Raw genomic sequence first — 21,682 nt, forward strand, 5'->3', positions numbered from 1 at the left:
GGGTTCACCTCGCCGTGTAGCCGCCGTCGACCGGCAGCATGACGCCGGTGACGTTGGCGGCCTTGTCGGACACCAGATAGACGGCGGCCTCGGCACAGTCCTCGGCGGTGATCGCCCGGCCGAGCGGGTGGGTCGCCGCGACTCGCTCAGCCGTCTGGGTCAGGGCCTCGGAGTCGGCGTCGAGGCCGCCGGCGGCCATGAAGTTCGTGTAGGGCATGCCGGCAGGGCAGATGGCGTTGGCCCGGATACCGAACGGCGCGCCTTCGATGGCGACCGCTCGGGTGAGCTGGTGGACGGCCCCCTTGGTTGCTCCGTAAACCGAACCGCCCCAGGCGACCAGGCCCGCGACGGAGCCGGTGTTGAGGATGACCCCGCCGCCCTGGCGTTTGAACTGGATCACGGCGTGCTTGCAGCCGAAGAACACGCCGCCGAGGTTGACCGCGACCAAGCGTTGGAAGTCCTCAGCGGTGTGTTCCTCCAGCGTCGCGCCGAGGCGCGGCGTGGGGATACCCACGTTGTTGAAGAGGATGTCGAGCCCGCCGAAATGCTCTACCGCCGCGGTCACAAGGGCCGCGACGTCGTCCTCGCGGGAGACGTCGCACGCGATGGCCACAGCGGTGTCGCCGGCCTTGCTGATCCGACGAGCGGTCTCTTCGGCCTTCTGAACGTCGATGTCGGCGCAGACGACGCGAGCGCCCTCTTCGGCGAAACGCAGCGCCGACGCGGCGCCGACACCTGATCCGGCGCCGGTGACGATGGCGGTCTTTCCGCCGAGCAACACGCGGCTCACCTCCCTTCCTCTTCGGTTGCGGGTCTTGCGGTGGAGGATCGTGCGATGGCCGATCCGCCCGCGGTGTGTCCGTTGGTCGTGGGTGCGTGGGTCGTCAAGCGCAGTGCCTGGGTCGGGCAGCCCTCCACGGCGGTGCGTACCGCGTCGAGGGGGTCGCCGTGGTCGTGGACGACGGCTTTGGCTTCGTCGTCGTGGGTGAAGGTGTCCGGGGCATACAGGACGCAGATGCCGCTGCCGAGGCATCTGTTCCGGTCGACGGTGACGGTCCAGGCCGGCACGTCGGGCCTACGCGAGGACGGGCGGTTCGGCCGGCGTGAACCGGTAGAGCCGCTCGGCGTTGCCGCGCAGGATCTTGTACTGCGTCTCCGCGGGCAGGTGGTCGATGCGGCTCTTGACGGTCTGGATGCAGTCGGGCCAGGTCGAGTCGGAGTGCGGGTAGTCGGTCTCGCACATGATGTTGTCCTCGCCGATCTCGTCGATGCTGGCGATGCCGTGCACGTCGTCGATGAAGCAGCCGAAGACGTGGTCGCGGAACGTGGCGCGGACGTCGAGGGTGTCGAGGTCGACCGCGTCGCTCCCGGCGTGGTCGCCGAACTTCATGCCGCGCTTGACCCAGTGGCGCTGCTTGTCCAGCACCTGCTCGGCGCGCTCGAGGAAGTACGGCATCCAGCCGATCTCGCCTTCCGACAGCGCGATCTTCAGCTTGGGGTAGCGCTGGAACATGCCACTGAACAACCACGACAGCATCGCCCCGGAGGTGCGTGTGGCCCCCCACGCGAGATTGGCCAGGAACGGCGCGTCGGGCGCGATCTGCGGCACCCGTGAGGAGGAGCCGACGTGCATCGACACGACCATCTCCAGGTCGTTCGCGGCGGCCATCACCGGATCCCAGTAGCGGGCCGCGTCGTGGATCGTGGGCAGGCCGAGCGGCGCGGGGTTCTCGGAGAAGGCGAACGAGGTGGCGCCCTTGGCCGCGCAGCGCTCGAGTTCCCTGGCCGCGAGCGGCGGGTCCCACAGCGGGATGAGGACGAGGGGGATGTAGCGGCCGGGCGCGGCGCCGCACCACTCCTCGATCATCCAGTCGTTGTAGGCCTGGAGACACACGAAGCCGAACTCGCGGTCACCGGCCTCCATGAACAGCTGCCCGCAGAAGCGGGTGACCGTGGGGAAGCACAGTGAGGCGAGGATCCCGGCCCTGTTCATGTCCTCGATCCGGGCGGTCGGGTCGTAGCAGCCGGGGCGCATCTCGCTGTAGGGCAGCGGCTCGGGGCTGAACTCCTCCTTCGACTTTCCTACGACGGCGCTCAGGCCGGAGCTGGGGTAGCGCTTGCCGTCGTAGACCCAGAAGTCCAGGCCGTTGTCGTCGAACTCCATGTGCGGGGCACGGTCGCGATCGGCCTTCGGGACGCGGTCGACCCACAGGTGAGGGGGCTCCAGAACATGGTCGTCGACTGAGACCAGCCAGTCGAGCGAGAGATCGGTGGACACGTCGGCTCCTTTACGTCGGGACGAACTCATCGGGTTTACGTCGGGACGAAGTCATCGGGACGAACTCGTCGCAGTTCCCGTTGGCGCGGGGTCATCTGAGTTCGCCGATCACCAGGTGCTTGATCTCCTGGAAGGCGCGGATGCCGTCGGGTCCGCGCTCGCGGCCGAGGCCGCTCTGCTTGTAGCCGCCGCCGGGCGCGTACGCGCTGAACAGGGCGGTGTTGACGTTGACCGCGCCGGTACGCAGCCGGCGGGCAAGGGCGGTGGCCGTCGCGGTGTCGGCACCGTACACCTGGCCGGACAGGCCGTACGGGCTGTCGTTGGCAATGCGGACGGCGTCGTCGAGATCCCGGTAGCCCAGCACGGCGATGACGGGGCCGAAGATCTCTTCCTGGGCCGCGGGGTTGTCGTTGTCGGGCAGGTCGAGGACCGTCGGTTCGAAGTAGTGGCCGCGCTCCAGCCCGCTCGGGCGGCCGCCCCCGTGGGCCACTCGGCCGCCGTGCGCGACGGCCAGGGAGACGAACCGCTCGCAGCGTTCGTGCTGGGCGGAGCTGATGACCGGTCCCATGGTGGTCTCCGGGTCGGTGGGGGAGCCGACGGTGAGGGACGCGTAGGCCCGGGTGACCGCCTCCACGACCTCCTCCTTGCGGTCGTGCGGTACGAGCATGCGGGTGGCCGCGACGCATGCCTGCCCGGCGGTGGCGGCGACCACGGCGACCGCACCGGCGGCCGCCCTGCCCACGGCGTCGTCGAGGTAGATCTGGGCGGATTTGCCGCCGAGTTCGAGGGCGACCCGCTTCACCGTCGGGGCGGCCTGCGCGAGGATCTGTCGGCCGACCGTGGTGGAGCCGGTGAACGAGACCATGTCGACGGCCGGGTGGCTGGTGAGCAGTTCGGCGCCGGCCGCTCCGGCCTCCACCACGACGCTCAGCACGCCGGGCGGCAGCCCGGCCGCGTCCGCCGCAGCGCCGAAGATCAGCGAGGAGATCGGGGTCAGCGGACTGGGCCGCAGGATCACGGAGTTGCCGGACACCAGCGCCGGGACGATCTTCTGGAGCGCCATCACGATCGCCCCGTTGTACGGTGTGATCGCGGTGACCACCCCGACCGGCTCGTGACGCCGCATGCTCAAGGCGACCCGGCCCCGCACCAGTTCGTCGACCGGCACAGGGTTCGCCTCCTCGTGCGGCATCGACAGATACAGGTCGATCGCGCCGCGCGCCACCGCCACTCCGCCGCTTAACTGCGACCGTTCGGCGAACGCCGTGGGCTGCCCTGCCTCGGCGACCATCGTGGCGACCAGCGCCGCCCGCGAGTCCTCCACGTGGTCGAGGAAGGCGTGCAGGACACGGGCGCGGTCGCCGGGAGGCATGTCCGCCCATACGCCGCGGTCGAAGCTGTCGCGCGCTTCGGTCACCGCGCGTTCGATCTCGGACAGCGGCGTGACGAAGACGTCGGCCACGTGCGATTCATCGGCCGGGTTCTCGACGGCGAGGACTTCCTCACCCTCGACCCACTTTCCGGCCACGTACGAGCGCCGTTCCGGGATGATCGCTCCCACGGGGCTCGCCCCTTTCCCGCCGCGACGCGGCGCTGCGTTCGATGGCGTACGCACAGCCCGGGTCACCAGGGCGTGGTGGTGTAGACGACGGCGCCGCCGTAGTGGGGCGAGGAATGGCACGCGAGCCCGACCGTCGCGGTCTCGCGCTGGCGTTCTCCGGCCCGGCCGGCCAACTGCAGGTAGCACTCGAGCATTTGCGGGATGCCGTGCATGCGCCCGTTGCCCAGCGCTCCTCCGCCCGAGAGCACGGGCAGGCCGCCGGGAGCGTCGCTGTCGATGCCGCCGTCCTGGACGAGGCGGTGCGCTTCGCCGAGCGGACAGAAGCCGAGGGCCTCAAGCCAGAACAGAACGAAGGGGGAGAACCCGTCGTACACCTGCGGAAGATCGACGTCGCCGGGCCCGACGCCTGTGTGCCTCCACAGCTGACGGGCCACCTCAGCGCCGCCGGACATGATGTCGTCCAGAGGCCAGTGCAGGGGCAGCCGCCGCGGGACGGTCCCGCTGCTCGCGTAACCGGCGACATATACCGGCTTGTTCGGCAGGTCGCGGGCACGCGCGGCCGAGGTGAGCACGAAAGCCGCTACACCGTCCACCGGGATGTCGCAGTCGTACCGGCACACCGGATCGTTGATCATGGCTGCCGCGAGGTATTCCTCCGTTGTCAACGGCCGCTTGTGCCAGTACGACCACGGGATCCTCGCCCCGTTCTTGCGCGCCTCGACCACCACCGCCGCCAGCGCCTCCCGATCGGCGCCGTACCTCTGGAGATACTCGTTGGCGGGCAGCGCGATCATCGGTAACGGGCCGAAGAAGCCCTGCGGCGCGGTCCATTGCTGGAGCCCGCGTGCCTCGCGCATCGAGTTGTCGTGGTAGCGCCCGGGCGGGTTGTGCAGGGCACGGTGCAGCAGGACGTAGTCCGCGGCGCCGCTCGCGATGGCGTTGACCGCCAGGGCGACGGACCCGGGGATCTGGCCGATGCCCTGGAAGCCCGCGACGTAGCGGGGTGTGACGTCCAGCCGCTCGGCCAGCCAGTTGGCGGACACCATGCTGACGCCGTCCACGACGGCGTGGGCTCCCGCGGTGGGGAACAAGGCGGCGGTGACGAACCCGTCGACGCTCCCCGGCCGCAGTCCGGCGTCGGCGATCGCCTCGCGGGCGACGTCGACGGCGAGCGCGCCCAGCGGGCGTTCCGCGTGCCGCCGGACGACGCTGTGCGCGTACCCGACGATCGCCACTTGGCGGCCGGCTTTGAACTGCGGGCTCACGTGTCACCCCCGAGTACGAAGGCGGGAACGGCGACGCCCGGGGCCGCGTCCTCGAACGCCACGGTCACCCGGTCGCCGATGTGCAGGGCGGCGTCCGGCCCGTCGAGGAGCCTGCCGATCATGCGCAGGTCGGACTGCTCGGCCAACTCGACGTCGACGAGCACGAAGGGCACTTCGGCGGCGTATCCGGGAAGGGACGACTGCCGGACGACCGTCCAGGACCGCACCGTGCCCCGGCCGCTCATCGGCTCGAACGCGAACGCCGGATCGGTCGTCCGGCAGTGTGGACACGTCTGGTCCGGAGGGACGGCGAACGCTCCGCACACCGAGCAGCGCGCGATAGCGAGGACGTGCCGGGCCGCGGCCTCCCAGTAGGGCGCGGAGAGCTCATCGGGCACCGGCACCGGGCGGGCGACCGTCACGGGATCACCCCCGCGTCCTTCAGCTCGGCGATCCGCTCCCACGTGAAGCCGAGTTCCAGGAGGACCGCCTCGGTGTGCTCGCCGTGTTCCGGCGCCCGGCGCAGCGCCGGCGGCCGCTCGTCGAACTGCACCGGCACGGTAGGCAGCCGATACGACGAGCCGTCCTCCAGTTCGACGTCGCCGACGTAGTCGTTGGCCAGCACCTGGGGGTCGCTGAGCAGCTCCTCGACGGCCTGCACAGGCGCCCACGGCGCGTCGATGCGGGACAGGAGGTCTTTCCACTCGTCGAAAGTCCGGCAGGCGAACTCCGCTTCGAGTTCGGCGACGCACGCTTCGCGGTTCTCGCCGCGTGCCCGCAGGTCGGCGAACCGCGGGTCGCCGATCAGGTCGTCGCGTCCGATGAGCCGACAGAAACTCGCCCAATAGCGGTCCGACTCCAGGAATACGAGCTGGATGTGCCGCCCGTCCTTCGTGCGGTACGCGCCGACGACCGGATTGACCGCACCGCCGCGCCCGGAGACGCCGCGCGGCTTCCCTCCCGCCAGCGCGGCGAGCACGTCCGACGAGAGCGTCCACATCGCCGTGGCGAGGAGCGAGACGTCCACGACCGAGCCCCGGCCGGTGCGTTCGCGCCGCAGCAGAGCGGAGGCGATGCCGAACGCCAGGGCCATCGCTCCGTTGCGGTCGCCCATCGCGCCGCGCTGGCTGATGGGGTGGTCGCGTTCCGGCGGCGTCAGGACGTGGGCCATGCCGCCCTGCGCCCAGAAAGCGGAGGAGTCGTAGCCGGCGCGGTCCGCACCAGGCCCGCGCGCCCCGAAGCCGTGCCCGCGCGCATACACCAGACGGGGGAAACGGCGGGCCAGTTCCTCGGCATCGAGGCCGAGGCGGCGCAGCGCGGCCGGCCGGAGGCTGGTGAGGAACACGTCCGCGGTGTCGAGGAGCCGGTCGAGCAGGCGCGGCCCTTCGTCGCTGCGCAGGTCCAGGGCGACGGACCGCTTGCCGCGGTTGGCGAGGGCGACCGAAAGGTTGATGCCCGTGCTGTCGCTGCCGATGCCCTGGGTGGACAGGCCGCGGTACGGGTCGCCCTCTGGGCGTTCGACCCGGATGACGTCCGCACCCCAATCGGCGAGGAGCGCACCCGCGACGGGGACGAACACCCACTGCGCCAGTTCGACCACGCGCACACCGTCGAATGCGTCGTTGCCCACCAAGCACCTCCCGTACGCCGCACCGCGCTGACTCGGTGACGCCGCCAGGCTAGAGTTTCGCTGCCGCTTTTGGGAAGGCTTCTTTCGTAATTTGTAGAGTGCCATTCTCGTATCTGCGAACGTCTACTTCGCACATGCGCCCGCTCCGCGACGGCATACGGGCATGCCAACGCCCCCGCGCCCCAAGGGGGCGAAGCAGTGGCAGTGGGAGGTGGCACCGAAGGACGGCTTCCAAGCGCTGCGGCACACCTATGCCTCGGTCATGCTGGAGGCGGGGGAGTCCGTGGTTACTTCGGCGCGGTGGCTCGGGCACTCCTCGCCGACTGTCACGCTCGGTTACTATGGTCGCTTCATGCCGGAGGCCGGAGGCCGGAAGCAAGGGGCGCACCGCCATTGACGGGCTACTCGGAAGGGAGGGGTATCGGCATGCCAGCCGAAACTCCCAAGATTCCCTCCAGGGCTGATCGTGGCCGGTTCACCGCGTCGCACCCGTGTGGGGCTGACCGTGGATTGTAAGGCAGGAGAGCCGTGGAGCCTGGGATGATACTGAGGGAGGTCGCTGCAACCCGCTATATCGCGCCCCTGAGGTCCGGCGGCTCCGTGCCCGGAGTCGTGGAGGCGGACGACCTGGGCACCTACGTCGTCAAGTTCACCGGCTCGGCCCAGGGCCGGAAGGCCCTCGTCGCCGAGGTCATCGTCGGCGAGCTGGCCCGGCGGCTCGGGCTGCGCGTCCCGGAGCTGGTGCGCGTGCACTTCGACCCTGCCGTCGCCCGGGACGAGCCGCACCGGGAGGTCCAGGACCTGCTGCGCACCAGCGCCGGGCTGAACCTGGGCATGGACCTCCTGCCGGGAGCGAAGGACTTCACGCCCGAGGCGGCGCGGTCGCTGACCGTGGACCCGCTGGAGGCCGGCAAGGTGGTCTGGCTCGACGCCCTGACCGCCAATGTCGACCGCACCGTGCACAGCTCCAACCTGATGATCTGGCCGACGTTCGGGACGCGCGAGCCCAAGCTGTGGCTGATCGACCACGGCGCCGCCCTCGTCTTCCACCACCGCTGGGACTCCGCGGACGCCTCCGTCGACAAGGCGTACGACTTTCGGCAGCACGCCCTCGGCGCGTACGGTCCGGACACGGCCGCCGCGGACGCCGAGCTGGCGCCCCGCGTGACCCTCGACCTGCTCCGGGAGGTCGCCGCCCTGGTGCCGGACGAATGGCTGGAGGCTGAGCCCGGCTTCGCCGGTCCCGACGAGAAGCGCGAGGCGTACGTCACGTATCTCGCCGCCCGTGCCAAGACCTCCCACGCCTGGCTCCCCACGGACTTCCCCACCCGCGAGCAGCTCGCTGCCGAGGACGCCGCCCGCGCCGCGGCCACCGAGGCGGGCCGTCCGCAGTGGCTGAAGCGGGTCCCGGATCTGCACGGCAAACCGGCGGCCGAACAGGACTGGTCCGTGCACTTCGAAAGAAAGAGCTGAACCGTTGACGGAGTCATCCCCGGAGTCATCCCAGGACGCATCGCCGGACACCAGGTCACCCGCTGCCACCGGATCACCCGCGAACACGGGATCACCCGCGAACACGGGATCACCGGCGGCTACCGGCCACCGGGTCCAGATCGAGTACTGCACCCAGTGCCGCTGGCTGCCGCGAGCCTCCTGGCTGGCCCAGGAACTCCTGACCACCTTTGAGACCGAGCTGACCGAACTCGCCCTCAAGCCGGGCACGGGCGGGGTCTTCGTGGTGCGGGTCGACGACGAGGTGGTCTGGGACCGCCGCGATCAGGGCTTCCCCGAACCGACGGCCGTGAAGCGCCTGGTCCGCGACCGAGTGGCACCGGACAAGAGCCTGGGCCACTCGGAGCGCTGAGCGGGCGGTGGTTCAGCCGGTGAGCTGCTCGTACGCCGGCAGGGTCAGGAAGTCCGCGTAGTCCTCGTCGAGCGCGACCTTCAGGAGGAGGTCGTGGGCCTGCTGCCACTTGCCGGCCGCGAAGGTCTCCTCGCCGAGCTCCGCGCGGATCGCGGCGAGCTCCTCGGCGGCGACCTTGCGGGCCAGCTCCGGCGTGGCACGCACGGTCTTTCCGGCGTGCTCGAACTCGACGCCCGCGTTGATCCACTGCCAGATCTGGGAGCGGGAGATCTCGGCGGTGGCCGCGTCCTCCATGAGGTTGAAGATCGCGACCGCGCCGAGGCCGCGCAGCCAGGCCTCGATGTAGCGGATGCCGACCTGGACGGCGTTGACGAGACCGGCGTACGTCGGCTTCGCGTCGAGCGAGTCGATGGCGATCAGGTCGGCGGCCTTGACGTCCACGTCCTCGCGGAGGCGGTCCTTCTGGTTCGGCCGGTCGCCCAGGACGGCGTCGAAGGAGGCCATCGCGATCGGGACCAGGTCCGGGTGCGCGACCCAGGAGCCGTCGAAGCCGTCGTTCGCCTCGCGGTCCTTGTCGGCCTTGACCTTCTCGAAGGCGACCTTGTTGACCTCCTCGTCCCTGCGGGACGGGATGAAGGCCGCCATACCGCCGATGGCGTGCGCGCCGCGCTTGTGGCAGGTGCGGACGAGGAGTTCGGTGTACGCGCGCATGAACGGGGCCGTCATCGTCACCGCGTTGCGGTCCGGCAGCACGAACTTCGCGCCGCCGTCACGGAAATTCTTGACGATCGAGAAGAGGTAGTCCCAGCGGCCCGCGTTCAGCCCGGAGGCATGGGCGCGCAGCTCGTAGAGGATCTCCTCCATCTCGTACGCCGCCGTGATCGTCTCGATCAGGACCGTCGCGCGGACGGTGCCCTGCGGGATGCCGACGTAGTCCTGCGCGAAGACGAAGACGTCGTTCCAGAGGCGGGCCTCCAGGTGCGACTCCGTCTTGGGGAGGTAGAAGTACGGGCCCTTGCCGAGGTCGAGCAGACGCTGCGCGTTGTGGAAGAAGTAGAGGCCGAAGTCGACCAGCGCGCCCGGCACCGCGCGGCCGGTCTCGTCCTTCAGGTGGCGCTCGTCGAGGTGCCAGCCGCGCGGGCGCATGACGACGGTCGCCAGCTCCTCGTTGGGCTTCAGCTTGTACGACTTGCCGGTGCCCTCGTCCGTGAAGTCGATGCGGCGCTCGTAGGCGTCGGTGAGGTTGAGCTGGCCGAGGGCCACGTTCTCCCAGGTGGGGGCCGATGCGTCCTCGAAGTCCGCGAGCCAGATCTTCGCGCCCGAGTTGAGGGCGTTGATGGTCATCTTGCGGTCGGTGGGGCCCGTGATCTCGACGCGGCGGTCGTCGAGCGCTGCCGGAGACGGGGCGACCTTCCAGGACTCGTCCTCACGGATCGCGGCCGTCTCCGGGAGGAAGTCGAGCGTGGAGGTGCGGGCGATCTCGGCGCGGCGCTCGGCGCGGCGGGCGAGCAACTCGTCCCGCCGGGGGGTGAACCGGCGGTGCAGCTCCGCCACGAAGGCGAGCGCCGCGTCGGTGAGGACCTCCTCCTGCCGGGGCAGGGGCTCGGCGTCGACGATGGCCAGCGGGGACGGCGCTGGTGCGGACATGAGCTGTCACTTCCTTCAGCGAACGGGAGCTGCCGGGATCGGGGTTCACGGGCGTCGGACGGTGCCGCCCGGCCGCTCCGCCGCGCGGCGCCTCCATGGTGCGCGCGGAACGGCAGAGCGTGCCAGGGCTGCGGTGGACGGCCGAGTGGGCGGTCCCTCGTGTGTCGAGTGCTTCTACAGAAGTGGATACTAGTTTCCTCATTGTGGAAGTTCAATCGTTTGTTGATGTCGAGAGTCTTCTCATCGACATAGCGCGGCCCTGATCGACGTCACGCGGCCCTCATCGTCGTCACGTGGCCCTCATCGATGTCACGTGGCGCCATCACTCCAGGCGCGCCAAGTCGGCCACCGTGTCGATGTCGTACGGCTCCGCGACATCCCCGCACTCGACAAGCGTGATCGCGTCCTCGTGCGCCTGTAGATAGGCACGCGCCCCACGGTCTCCCACCGCGCTCGCCGCGATTCCGGCCCAGTGGTCGGAGCCGAACAGCACGGGATGGCCGCGTTTCCCGCCGTATGCGGCGGCCGCCAGCGTGGCGGGCGACTCGTACGCGGCCAGCACCCGTGCCACAGCCTCCGGGCCGATCCCCGGCTGGTCGACGAGCGAGACGAGCGCTGCCGGCGCGCCCGTCCCGGCGAGGGAGGCGAGCCCCACCCGGAGCGAGGAGCCCATGCCCTGCTCCCACTGCGGGTTGTCGACCAGTACGCAATCGGGCAACTCTGCACGTTCCCGGACCGCCTCGGCCTGCGCGCCCAGCACGACGTGCACGCGCGTGCAGCCGCCTTCGTGGAGCACGCGCGCCGCGTGCTCGACCAGCGGGCGGCCGCGGTGTTCGAGCAGCGCCTTGGGGCGTCCGCCCAGCCGTCGGCCGCCGCCTGCAGCCAGCAGCAGGCCGGTGATATCGCTGGCCCTGGTGGTCTCTGTGGTCTCTGTGGTCTCTGTGGTGTGGGTGGTGTCGGTGGTCTCGCCGAAGTCGCTGGTGTCGGTGGTCTCGTCGAAGTCGCTGGTGTCGGTGGTGTAGAGGGTCCCGGTTGTCCCGGTGATCCCGGCGGTCTCGATCGTCCCGCTGGTCTCGATTGTTTCCCGTCGCCGCGTCATGCCCCCTGCATATCGCAGCCGTGTACCCATAAGTCCCTTCGGATTCCGTCTATGTGGTGGCGCCCACCGCTCGGGTGGCGGTTTACTGGCCCGCGTCCCCCGGCGTCCGACCATCGCCCAGGGGTGACGACGCAGAATTCGCGCACAAGGACGTGCGAGGGGGGAGAGCCGTGTTGCGGAGCGTGGGGCAGAGGCCATTGACCGGCAGCGACGAGGACCCGCGGGTGACGGAGTTGCGTACCGCCGTGTCCCGGCTGCGGCGCGAACTCGCCGCGCATCCGGCCGAGTTCCCGGACCGTGGGATCGCCGAGGAGGAACTGGCGGCCCTGGCCGCGATGGCCGTGAGCGGCGTCCCGGAAACCCCGCGGCTGCGCCGCTCGTTGCTGCTGATCGCCGGCGCGATCGGCTCGGTGAGCGCGCTGGCGGCGGGCCTTGCGGAGGTCCGCAACGCGGTGGACCTGTTCGGCCAGCCGCGGGGGCCGCGGAGGTGACTGTGCCACGGTGCCCGGCCTGAGGCCGGTGGTTGGGCACCTCATCTGCCGGTCGGGCCCTCAAGGGCCCACGCGCTCAGTTCGCCGGCCCGGAACTCGCCAACGCCTCCGACAGCTCCGCCGCCACCTGCTGAAGCACCGGCACGATCTTCTCCGTCGCCGTGTCCGTGAGGCGCCCTGCCGGGCCCGAGATGGAGATCGCCGCCGCGGTGGGGGAGTCGGGGACGGACACCGCGAGGCAGCGGACGCCGATCTCCTGTTCGTTGTCGTCGACGGCGTAGCCGAGGTGGCGGACCTCTTCGAGCGCGTCGAGGAAGCCCTCGGGCGTGGTGATCGTCTTCTCGGTCGCAGCGGGCATCCCGGTGCGACCGAGCAGTGCACGCACCTCGTCCGCTGGGATGTCGGCGAGCAGCGCCTTGCCGACACCCGTCGAGTGCGGCAGCACCCGGCGGCCGACCTCGGTGAACATCCGCATCGAGTGCTTCGACGGCACCTGTGCCACGTACACGATCTCGTCGCCGTCGAGCAGCGCCATGTTCGCCGTCTCGCCGGTCGCCTCGACGAGGCGTGCGAGATAGGGGCGGGCCCAGGTGCCGAGGAGCCGCGAAGCGGACTCGCCGAGGCGGATCAGCCGCGGGCCGAGCGCATAGCGGCGGTTGGGCTGCTGGCGTACGTACCCGCAGGCGACCAGCGTGCGCATGAGACGGTGGATCGTGGGCAGTGGCAGCCCGCTGCTGGCGGAGAGCTCGCTCAGCCCGACCTCGCCGCCCGCGTCCGCCATCCGTTCGAGGAGATCGAAGGCGCGCTCAAGGGACTGGACACCACCGCTGGAGGCTTGGGCTTTGGAGGCGTCGGTGGTGCTGGCGCTGGACGTCGGCACGGCGCAGTCCTTTCACGGGCGGGAGGGCAGCAGCCTACCCGGCGGTTTCCCGCCCTCTTGATTCACGGAAGTCTAATTTCACTTGGTGGAAACGTCGAGGGTGGTTTCATGGGCTCGGGGCGGGATCGTGGCGGCTCACCGCCGCACGGTGTGGTCTTGACGTGCCCGTACCGGAAGTGAAGACTCCTTCAACAGAACGTTGAATTTGGTGGATGGGCGAGAGGGGCTCGGGTGTCCGACGTCGAACTGGTTGTGCGCTCGACGCGCGTCGTCACCCCCGGAGGGACGCGCGCCGCCTCGGTCGCCGTCGCCGACGGCAAGATCACGGCAGTCCTGGCATACGACGCCGACGTGCCCGCCGGTGCCCGGCTCGAGGACCTCGGCGACGATGTGCTGCTCCCCGGCCTCGTCGACACCCACGTCCACGTCAACGACCCCGGCCGCACCGAGTGGGAGGGCTTCTGGACCGCCACCCGCGCCGCGGCCGCCGGCGGCATCACGACGATCGTCGACATGCCCCTCAACTCCCTGCCGCCGACCACGACGGCCGAGAACCTCCGTACGAAGCAGGAGGTCGCCCGGACCAAGGCGCACATCGACATCGGCTTCTGGGGCGGCGCGCTGCCGGACAACGTCAAGGATCTGCGGCCGCTGCACGACGCCGGCGTCTTCGGCTTCAAGGCCTTCCTCTCGCCCTCCGGCGTCGACGAGTTCCCGGAACTCGACCAGGAACAGCTCGGACGGTCGCTCGCCGAGATCGCGGGGTTCGGCGGTCTGCTGATCGTGCACGCCGAGGACCCGCACCAGCTCGCCGCCGCCCCGCAGCAGGGAGGCCAGAAGTACGCGGACTTCCTCGCATCGCGGCCCAAGGACGCCGAGAACACCGCCATCGAGAACCTCATCGCACAGGCGAAGCAGCTCCACGCGCGCGTGCACGTACTGCACCTGTCGTCCGGGGATGCCCTGCCACTGATCGCCGCCGCCAAGCGCGAGGGCGTACGCGTCACCGTCGAGTCCTGTCCGCACTTCCTCACCCTCACCGCCGAGGAAGTCCCCGATGGCGCAACCGAGTTCAAGTGCTGCCCGCCCATACGCGAGGCGTCCAACCAGGACGCTCTCTGGGCGGGCCTCGCCGACGGCACCATCGACTGCATCGTCTCCGACCACTCCCCGTCCACCAAGGACCTCAAGACGGACGACTTCGCCACCGCCTGGGGCGGCATCTCCTCGCTCCAGCTGGGCCTCCCGGCGATCTGGACCGAGGCGCGCCGGCGCGGGCACACGCTCGAGGACGTCGTCCGCTGGATGGCGACGGCTCCGGCGGAGCTGGCCGGGCTCTCACGGAAGGGCGCCATCGAAGCGGGCCGCGACGCGGACTTCGCCGTCCTCGCGTCCGACGAGACCTTCACCGTCGACCCCGCCGAGCTCCACCACCGCAACCAGGTCACGGCGTATGCGGGCAGGACCCTGCACGGTGTCGTCAAGTCGACATGGCTGCGCGGCGAACGGATCCTGGCCGACGGCGACTTCAGCGAGCCGAGAGGACAGCTTCTGACACGGCACCCGTAACGCATCGGCCGCCGGTGCCCTGCTCATCGGGGCATGGGCCCGTATCCCCGTGCGCCTCGCTCCCGCGGCCTGGATCGGCGGCTCCCGGCCGGGCCGGGGGTTCCCGGCCGAGTCGGGGACTCCGTCCCGGGTCTGGTGCTCTCGCCCGGATCGGGGGCTCCTGGCCTGGATCGGGGGTTCCCGAACGGATCGGGGGCTCTCCTGGCTCGGATCGAGGGCTCTCCGGCCGGATCGGGGGCTCGCGGCCCGGATCGGCGGTTCCCACCCGGATCGGCCGTTCCCGCCCGAATTCGGCGGTGGCCGCCGGGATCGGCCCCCGGCACCCGCAGCCGGTGGCACGGCACCTGCCCCGGCACCCCCTGACCAACCGGCCGGCACCTGGAAAGGAAGACCTGATCACCGTGACGGCGATTCCCCGCTTCACCGGCGACGCCAGCCCCTACGGCGGCGGCGACCCGTATGCCGACTACCGCACCGCCGACTTCCCGTTCGTGCGGTACATCAATCTCGCAGACCGCCGGCTCGGCGCCGGAGTGGTCGCCGCAAACGACGAGTTCTTCGCCCAGCGCGAGAATCTGCTGGTGCCCGAGCACGCCGAGTTCGACCCGGAGCGCTTCGGGCACAAGGGCAAGATCATGGACGGCTGGGAGACGCGCCGCCGCCGTGGCGCCTCCGCCGAGCATCCCTGGCCGACCGGCGACGACCACGACTGGGCCCTGGTGCGCCTGGGCGTGCCCGGCATCGTCCGCGGCATCGTCGTCGACACCGCGCACTTCCGCGGCAACTACCCGGCGGCCGTCTCGGTGGAGGCCGCGTCCGTGCCCGGTTCCCCGTCGCCGGACGACCTCCTCTCCGGCGATGTGAAGTGGACGCCGCTCGTGCCGCGTACGGCCGTCGGCGGTCACGCGGCCAACGGATTCGCCGTGGACGTGGAGCAGGTGTTCACGCATCTGCGGGTCAACCAGCACCCCGACGGCGGCATCGCACGCCTGCGCGTGTACGGCGAGGTAGTGCCCGATCCTCGGTGGCTGGCGGCCCTCGGCACGTTCGACGTCGTCGCGCTGGAGAACGGCGGCCAGGTCGAGGACGCGTCGAACCTCTTCTACTCGCCGGCCACCAACACCATCCAGCCCGGCCGCGCGCGGGCGATGCACGAGTGCTGGGAGACCCGTCGCCGCCGCGACCAGGGGCACGACTGGATCCGGTACCGGCTGGCCGCCCAGTCCGAGATCCGCACGATCGAGATCGACACGGCGTATCTCAAGGGGAACGCGGCGGGGTGGGCCTCGGTGGCGGTGAAGGACGGCGAGAACGGCGACTGGACGGAGGTCCTGCCACGCACCCGCCTCCAGCCCGACACCAACCACCGCTTCGTCCTGGAGGCACCGGTCGTGGGCACGCACGCGCGCGTGGACATCTTCCCGGACGGAGGGATCTCGCGGCTGCGGTTGTACGGGTCGCCGACGGAGGAGGGGGCGGCGCGGCTTCGGGCCCGCCATCGGGAGCTCGGGGGCTGAGGGGGTTCATTTCCCCAGCACGCCCCTTCCCGTAAGCAGGGGGCCAGCCCCCTGGACCCCCGGTCCTCAAGCTCCCCCAGCTAACGCTGGGAGGTGCCCCCGGACGGGCTGAATTTCAGCCCGTCCGGCGATTGAGGACGAGCCCTGGGTTGGGTCTCGCGTACGCCGGGTGGGGGCGCCGTGCGCGGCGATGAGTTCCACGCGCGCGTGGAGTCGAAAAGGTGACAGTGCACGCGTGCGGGGCTCAGCACCGGCGCCCCGGGCAGAGAGAGGCAGGCACCCGACATGAAGATCACCCTCACCCAGTTCCTCACCCTCGACGGCGTCGTCCAGGCCCCGGGCGGTCCCGACGAGGACCGCAGCGGCGGCTTCGAGCACGGCGGATGGTCGGTCCCCTACGGGGACGAGGACTTCGGCGCGTTCATCGACGAGGTCTTCGAACGGGCGGACGCGTTCCTCCTGGGGCGCCGGACCTACGACATCTTCGCCGCCTACTGGCCGAAGATCACCGACCCGGCAGACCCGATCGCGTCCCGGCTGAACAACCTGCCCAAGTACGTCGCCTCGACCACCCTCGAGAAGGCCGACTGGCACGCCACCACCGTCATCGGCGAGGACCTCGTCAAGCAGGTCACCGCTCTCAAACAGCAGCCGGGCCGGGAACTGCAGATCCACGGCAGCAGCAGCCTCGCCCAGTCGCTCATGGCCCACGACCTGATCGACACCGTCCACCTGCTCACGTTCCCCGTCGTCCTGGGCACGGGCCGCCGCCTCTTCGCGGACGGAGCGGTGCCGACGGCGTTCCGCCTCACCGGGTCCCGCACCACGGGCAAGGGCGTGACCATCCACTCGTACGACCTCGAGGGCCGGCCGACGTACGGCTCCTACGTATGACCTGGAAGGAAATATGTAGTCGCCACGGAGCCGCACCGGTACGGTGATCGCCGCGTGTGTGAGCCGACGATGTCTCCTCCCGTGAGACCCCTCAGATACCGCCTGAGACATCGCCGCTCCCCGAAGGGCCCCGCACGTGTCCTCGATCGCCGTCCCCGCCGTACTCGCCCCGCGCCGCCGCGCCTGGCTCACCGACCTCCCGGTACTCCTCGTGGCCGTTGTGTGGGGCGCGAGCTACCTCTCCGCAAAGGACATCACCACCGAGGAGACGGTTCTCGCCGTTCTGGTGCTGCGCTTCGGCATCGTCCTGCCGGTCCTCGTGGTCACGGGCCGGCGGGCACTGCGCGCGCTGAGCGCCGCACAGTGGCGCGGTGCCGGGCTGCTCGGGCTCATCCTGAGCGGCGTCTTCCTGCTGGAGACGTACGGCGTCGTGCACACCTCGGCGACCAACGCCGGTCTCATCATCAGTCTCACCATGATCTTCACGCCGCTTGCCGAAGCGGCCGTGACAAGGACTCTCCCCTCGCGCAGCTTCCTCGCCGCTGCCGGGCTCTCCGTGCTCGGAGTCGTACTCCTCACCCAGGGCGGCGGATTCACCAGCCCCTCGTCCGGCGACCTGCTGATGCTGCTCGCGGCACTCGCCCGTACCGTCCATGTGCTGGTCATGGCCCGCATCAAGTCGGTCCGGGGCGCGGACGCCTTGCCGCTGACGACCGTCCAGCTCGGCACCGCGGTCGCGGTCTTCGCCCTGCTCGCGGCCTCGCCGGGAGCAGGCGCGACGCCCTGGGCCGCGGCGGCCGACTTCGGGGCGCGGGAATGGGCCGGACTGCTCTTCCTCTCGGTCTGCTGCACGCTCTTCGCCTTCTTCGTGCAGATGTGGGCGGTCCGCAGGACGTCGCCGTCACGGGTGAGCCTGCTGCTCGGCACCGAGCCGCTGTGGGCGGCCGCGGCCGGCATCCTCATCGGAGGCGAACGCCTGGGGCCGGCAGGGCTGTTGGGGGCGGCGCTGGTGCTCGCAGGCACGTCGTGGGGACGACGCACCACCGGTTGACGATGTTGGCCGAAAGCGCATTCCATGGCCGCCGCTGCCGGTTAACTCCCGGAAAATTTCCCTGACTTGACGTTGACACGTCAGGCTCTACGCGCGTCACACTATTCCCATGCGAATCCCCCCACGAATCCTCAGCGCCACTGCTGTCGCCGCCGCGCTGTTCATCGGCGGCCCGGCCACCGTGTCGGCCACCGCGGCGCCCGCCCCGTCGACCGCCTCAGTCTCCGCCGGGTTCTCGGCCGCCGCGGTCGGGGACATCTGCTACTCCGACCTGCCGTCCCAGGCCTACGACACGCTCGAACTGATCGAGCAGGGCGGCCCGTTCCCGTTCGAGCAGGACGGCACCGTCTTCCAGAACAGGGAAGGCATCCTGCCCTCCCAGTCCACCGGCTACTACCACGAGTACACCGTCATCACCCCCGGCTCGAGCACCCGCGGCGCCCGTCGCATCGTGACCGGTGAGGAGTACCAGGAGGACTACTACACCGCCGACCACTACGCGTCCTTCGACCTGATCGACTACGGCTGCTAGCTCCTGGCCCCTGACTATTGGCTCCGGGCCCTGGCCGCTGGCTCCGGGCCTCTGGCCCTAGCCCCTAGCGTATTCGGGCCTTTCGGGGCTTTCGGGCCTTTCGAGGCGCGCACAGGATCCTCGCCCCGCGGTACCCCCCACGCCATCGGCCGCGGGGCGAGGTATGCGCCGGCCGAGGCCGGATTCTGCCTGACGGCGACCGGCCGTGGCGACCGGCCATCGTGACCGGCCATGATGATCGGCTATGGGGGCCGGGCATGGCGGCCGGGCTGGTGACATCGGGCACGATGCCGGCCGGAGGAGCGTTGTCAGTACGGTGCGTTACCTTCGATCTCAGTTCGTCGAAGGAGCCGGACGTCGTCGAAAGGGCTGGAGGGGGAAGCTCATGGCAGGTCCGATCGATCTGGGGGAGTACGGCGAGGCGTTCACGGCCGACCCGCATGCGCTGTACGCGGAGTTGCGGGAGCTCGGTCCCGTGCACCGCGTGAGGCTGGGGCCACCGTCGGCCGGGGAGGGCCAGGAAGCCTGGCTCGTCGTCGGGTACGAGGAGGCGCGCGTCGCCTTTGCCGATCCGCGCCTGGCGAAGGACGTGAGCAAACTGGGATACAAAGGGCTCGATGTGGAGCACATCGGGCCGCACATGCTGATGTCGGACCCGCCCGAGCACGCCCGGCTGCGCCGGCTCGTGGCCCGTGAGTTCACCGCCCGCCGTGTCGAGGCGCTGCGGCCGCGGGTCCAGCAGATCACCGATGACCTGCTCGATCAGATGGTGCCGCTCGGTCACGCCGATCTCGTCGAGTCGCTGGCGTTCCCGCTTCCGATGACGGTCATCTGCGAGCTCCTCGGCGTGCCCGACATGGACCGTGCTGCGTTCCGCCGTCTGTCGAACGAGGTGGTGGCCCCCACCAGCGGCGACGCGGAGTACGCGGCGATCGTGGAGCTCGCCGCGTATCTCGACGATCTGATCGAGGACAAGCGCTGCACCGCGCCCGCTGACGACCTGCTGAGCGCGCTGATCCGCACGACCGCGGAGGACGGCGACCGGCTCTCCCGCGAGGAGCTGCGCGCCATGGCGTATCTCCTGCTGATCGCGGGCCATGAGACGACGGTCAACCTGATCGCGAACGGCGTGCACGCCCTGCTCACCCATCCGGACCAACTCGCCGACCTGCGTGCCGACATGAGCCTCCTGGACGGCGCCGTCGAGGAGATGCTGCGCTACGAGGGTCCGGTCGAGAACGCGACGTTCCGGTTCGCGGCCGAACCCCTCGAGATCGGCGGTACGCTCATCGCGCAGGGTGAAGCGGTCCTCGTCGGCATCGCCGCCGCCGACCGCGACGGGGACCGGTTCCCCGAGCCCGACCGGTTCGACATCCGCCGGGCCCCGCAGGGACACCTTGCCTTCGGCCACGGCATCCACTTCTGCCTGGGCGCCCCGCTCGCCCGTATCGAGGCCCGCGTCGCGCTGCGCTCTCTGCTGGACCGTTGCCCGGACCTTGCCCTGGATCCGGACCGAGACGGCCCGCCCGGCCCCTGGATGCCGGGCATGCTCATACGGGGCATGCGCCGTGTTCCGGTGCGCTGGTAGCGGCCGTACGACCGGCGCCGGGGGACGGCCTCATACCGTTCCAATTAAGTGAGCAGGAGTGAGGCTTGGACCCATGCCTGGTCACTGCGGGCATCCCGAACGGTGTTGGATGCCCGGCTGGTTCCCCGCTTTCGCGTCCTGTCCGGCGACGGCACTGTGGGTGCGCGGTCCGTGGCAGGCGGGCGGGGTCCCTCACGCCGTCGGGTGCCCGGTCGGGCCTGGGCGGTCCGATGCCCCACCGCATCGCTCTGGTGCGGTGGGGGCGGTGCCGTCCGTCGCCTGATCGGAAAGCCCTGGGCGCGTCGCCCGACCGCGATGCTCGCCGCATCGTGCCGGGTCGTCTCACGTCGTGGGGTGGTCAGCGGTTTCTGCCAGTGCTGGGCACCCCACCGGCTGGTGTAGGCGGGGTCGACCGCGACGATCGCCACATTCTGCTCGGCGGCCATCGACACCAGCCGGGCTATGAGCTTCGCGGTCGGAAAACGGGAGATCAGCCGCCGGAACCGTTTGTTGCGGCCGTACTTCTCCCGGGTCTTACTGTCGCCGAAGTCGAGGTCCTCGACAGCGATCGCGGCCACGCCGCAACGGCGGGCGAAGTGCAGCAGGCGGGTCAGCGCATGCCGGATCTGGGCATCCCGGTGCGCGGCGCTGCCCAACAGGTCGTAGAAGAAGCGCTGCGGCTCCCCGACCGGGTTGCCGTGGATGTCCAGGCGCCAGGCCGCCAAGTGGTCGTCATTCATGTCGACCCCGACCGCGCCTTGGGCCAGCGCCGTCTGAAGGGGCAGGACGGGCACGGCGGCGCGCTGCCAGGAGGCTGTGACGTACCAGCGCGCCCGTACGGGGTCGTGGTGGATCCGGTACGCCACCGCACGGTGGGCCCCGATCCGGTCGCGCCACTCCTCGCCACGATGGTTGAAGGCGACCACAGCGTCCAGCACGTACCGGCCGTGTGCCGCGTTTGCCATGTGGGCAAGTTTCGGCGGGAGTTTGATGGAGACCTGCCCGGTGTCGGTGATGCGGATGGTCTCGTTACCGAAGCGTTTGCCCGACTCCCCGTCCGCGGCCAGGAACATCCGCGCGGCCTCCCACCGCGCCCGCCACGCCCCCTCCTCGAGGCCGGCCTCGTCCAGGTTGTGGCGGATGGTGGCGAGTCGACGTCCGCCGCGCACCACGCGCACCCGGCCCGTAGCCCAGTCGGTCTCCACCCCCGCCAGCCGATCTTTCAGGGTCTGCAGGCGCCGGGACTTCGCATGCCACTCGCGACGCGACGCGTAGCCTTTCGGCAGTGACGCGTGCTTGTCGGCCTTGGCGCCCAGCGGCCGGGCCAGCCGGGACCCGATCTGTGCGATCTGCCCACGCAGCCACACCATATGCGCTGCCTGTGCGCGCCGGGCCAGCGCCCACTGATCATGGGTGGCCTTGGTGATACTGCCCGCCCAGCGCGATGACGACCCGCCGGTCAGCTCGCGCAGCGCCCAGGAAAGGCCTCGTGTTCCAGACCCTGACGGCAACGGTCGGCGAGATCACTGGCGGCCAGCGAGCCGAGGAAGGCACCGACCTCACGCAGCACGGCCACGTCCCGGTCCGTCACGCGCAGCCGGTCCCGGATGGCCACACCCGCAGGCCCCGGCACGACGAAGGGTGCCGCCAGCGCCCGAACTCCGCCCACCCCTTCACCACCCCCAGCTCAACGAGATCCCCTCACGGCACTCAACGACCGCCACCCGCAAAGGTCACTCATTCGACCTAAGAAACCCTGTTCGCCTCCAGGAGCCCCAGGGCCCGCACCGCGGAAGCAAGCCTCCAGCGCATGGCC

Annotated in this window: 20 protein-coding genes and 1 pseudogene; 10 read left to right on the forward strand and 11 right to left on the reverse strand. The window is 70.4% G+C overall.

All coding sequences use genetic code 11. From position 1 onward, the window contains the following. Positions 1-4: 4 nt before the first annotated feature. From ACSMXV_RS33180 to ACSMXV_RS33210, 7 genes are all read right to left on the reverse strand, one after another. Complete coding sequence (locus tag ACSMXV_RS33180; protein ID WP_473174822.1) at positions 5-790, reverse strand: SDR family NAD(P)-dependent oxidoreductase; 786 nt, start codon at positions 788-790, stop codon at positions 5-7. Next, entirely contained in the window at positions 787-1,068 is a 282-nt protein-coding gene (locus ACSMXV_RS33185) for a ferredoxin (protein WP_473174823.1), read from the reverse strand. The genes ACSMXV_RS33180 and ACSMXV_RS33185 overlap by 4 nt, the downstream gene beginning before the upstream one ends. A 7-nt stretch (positions 1,069-1,075) precedes the next feature. Beyond that, positions 1,076-2,278, reverse strand: coding sequence for an amidohydrolase family protein (locus ACSMXV_RS33190; RefSeq protein WP_473174824.1), 1,203 nt, complete (start codon positions 2,276-2,278; stop codon positions 1,076-1,078). A gap of 91 nt (positions 2,279-2,369) precedes the next feature. Beyond that, positions 2,370-3,839: an aldehyde dehydrogenase family protein gene (locus ACSMXV_RS33195; RefSeq protein ID WP_473174825.1), complete on the reverse strand. Its 1,470-nt coding sequence runs from the start codon at positions 3,837-3,839 to the stop codon at positions 2,370-2,372. Positions 3,840-3,901: 62 nt separating this feature from the next. Beyond that, complete coding sequence (locus ACSMXV_RS33200) at positions 3,902-5,104, reverse strand: thiolase family protein (protein WP_473174826.1); 1,203 nt, start codon at positions 5,102-5,104, stop codon at positions 3,902-3,904. Then, entirely contained in the window at positions 5,101-5,526 is a 426-nt protein-coding gene (locus ACSMXV_RS33205; RefSeq protein ID WP_473174827.1) for a Zn-ribbon domain-containing OB-fold protein, read from the reverse strand. The genes ACSMXV_RS33200 and ACSMXV_RS33205 overlap by 4 nt, the downstream gene beginning before the upstream one ends. Continuing rightward, positions 5,523-6,734 (reverse strand): CaiB/BaiF CoA transferase family protein, encoded by a 1,212-nt coding sequence (locus ACSMXV_RS33210; RefSeq protein WP_473174828.1) that lies wholly within the window; start codon positions 6,732-6,734, stop codon positions 5,523-5,525. Before ACSMXV_RS33210 ends, ACSMXV_RS33205 begins: the two co-directional genes overlap by 4 nt. Positions 6,735-6,897: 163 nt before the next feature. Between ACSMXV_RS33210 and ACSMXV_RS33215 the strand changes: the two genes are divergently transcribed. The 3 genes from ACSMXV_RS33215 to ACSMXV_RS33225 all read left to right on the forward strand — a co-directional run bounded on the left by ACSMXV_RS33215 (position 6,898) and on the right by ACSMXV_RS33225 (position 8,598). Then, entirely contained in the window at positions 6,898-7,131 is a 234-nt protein-coding gene (locus ACSMXV_RS33215) for a hypothetical protein (protein ID WP_473174829.1), read from the forward strand. A gap of 146 nt (positions 7,132-7,277) precedes the next feature. After that, on the forward strand, positions 7,278-8,207 hold the full coding sequence (locus tag ACSMXV_RS33220; RefSeq protein WP_473179136.1) for a HipA family kinase: 930 nt from the start codon (positions 7,278-7,280) through the stop codon (positions 8,205-8,207). A 139-nt stretch (positions 8,208-8,346) separates the two neighbouring features. After that, a complete protein-coding gene (locus tag ACSMXV_RS33225; RefSeq protein ID WP_473179137.1) occupies positions 8,347-8,598 on the forward strand; it encodes an Rdx family protein in 252 nt (83 codons plus the stop codon). A gap of 12 nt (positions 8,599-8,610) precedes the next feature. Here ACSMXV_RS33225 and aceB read toward each other — a convergent pair whose 3' ends face one another. Continuing rightward, positions 8,611-10,245: a malate synthase A gene (aceB, locus tag ACSMXV_RS33230; RefSeq protein ID WP_473174830.1), complete on the reverse strand. Its 1,635-nt coding sequence runs from the start codon at positions 10,243-10,245 to the stop codon at positions 8,611-8,613. Positions 10,246-10,567: 322 nt separating this feature from the next. Beyond that, positions 10,568-11,146 (reverse strand): nucleotidyltransferase family protein, encoded by a 579-nt coding sequence (locus ACSMXV_RS33235; protein WP_473179138.1) that lies wholly within the window; start codon positions 11,144-11,146, stop codon positions 10,568-10,570. Positions 11,147-11,514: 368 nt separating this feature from the next. On the opposite strand from ACSMXV_RS33235, the gene ACSMXV_RS33240 reads away from it, so the two are divergent. After that, entirely contained in the window at positions 11,515-11,835 is a 321-nt protein-coding gene (locus tag ACSMXV_RS33240) for a DUF5955 family protein (protein WP_473174831.1), read from the forward strand. 76 nt (positions 11,836-11,911) lie between these two features. Here the strand turns inward: ACSMXV_RS33240 and ACSMXV_RS33245 are convergent, their stop codons facing one another. Beyond that, positions 11,912-12,715, reverse strand: coding sequence for an IclR family transcriptional regulator (locus ACSMXV_RS33245; protein ID WP_473174832.1), 804 nt, complete (start codon positions 12,713-12,715; stop codon positions 11,912-11,914). A 231-nt stretch (positions 12,716-12,946) separates the two neighbouring features. On the opposite strand from ACSMXV_RS33245, the gene allB reads away from it, so the two are divergent. From allB to ACSMXV_RS33275, 6 genes are all read left to right on the forward strand, one after another. Further along, the gene (allB, locus tag ACSMXV_RS33250) at positions 12,947-14,284 is read left to right on the forward strand and encodes an allantoinase AllB (protein ID WP_473174833.1); all 1,338 of its coding nucleotides are present in this window, start codon (positions 12,947-12,949) and stop codon (positions 14,282-14,284) included. Positions 14,285-14,685: 401 nt separating this feature from the next. After that, positions 14,686-15,801: an allantoicase gene (alc, locus tag ACSMXV_RS33255; RefSeq protein WP_473174834.1), complete on the forward strand. Its 1,116-nt coding sequence runs from the start codon at positions 14,686-14,688 to the stop codon at positions 15,799-15,801. Between the two features lie 285 nt (positions 15,802-16,086). Beyond that, positions 16,087-16,695, forward strand: coding sequence for a dihydrofolate reductase family protein (locus tag ACSMXV_RS33260; RefSeq protein WP_473174835.1), 609 nt, complete (start codon positions 16,087-16,089; stop codon positions 16,693-16,695). Between the two features lie 136 nt (positions 16,696-16,831). Next, positions 16,832-17,746: a DMT family transporter gene (locus ACSMXV_RS33265; protein ID WP_473174836.1), complete on the forward strand. Its 915-nt coding sequence runs from the start codon at positions 16,832-16,834 to the stop codon at positions 17,744-17,746. Between the two features lie 109 nt (positions 17,747-17,855). Next, positions 17,856-18,278: a guanyl-specific ribonuclease gene (locus ACSMXV_RS33270; protein WP_473174837.1), complete on the forward strand. Its 423-nt coding sequence runs from the start codon at positions 17,856-17,858 to the stop codon at positions 18,276-18,278. Positions 18,279-18,663: 385 nt separating this feature from the next. Beyond that, on the forward strand, positions 18,664-19,866 hold the full coding sequence (locus tag ACSMXV_RS33275) for a cytochrome P450 family protein (RefSeq protein ID WP_473174838.1): 1,203 nt from the start codon (positions 18,664-18,666) through the stop codon (positions 19,864-19,866). 44 nt (positions 19,867-19,910) lie between these two features. Here the strand turns inward: ACSMXV_RS33275 and ACSMXV_RS33280 are convergent. After that, a pseudogene (locus ACSMXV_RS33280) lies at positions 19,911-21,535 on the reverse strand (nuclease/transposase family protein). Positions 21,536-21,682 lie beyond the last annotated feature (147 nt).

Source organism: Streptomyces sp. DSM 42067, assembly GCF_055792885.1.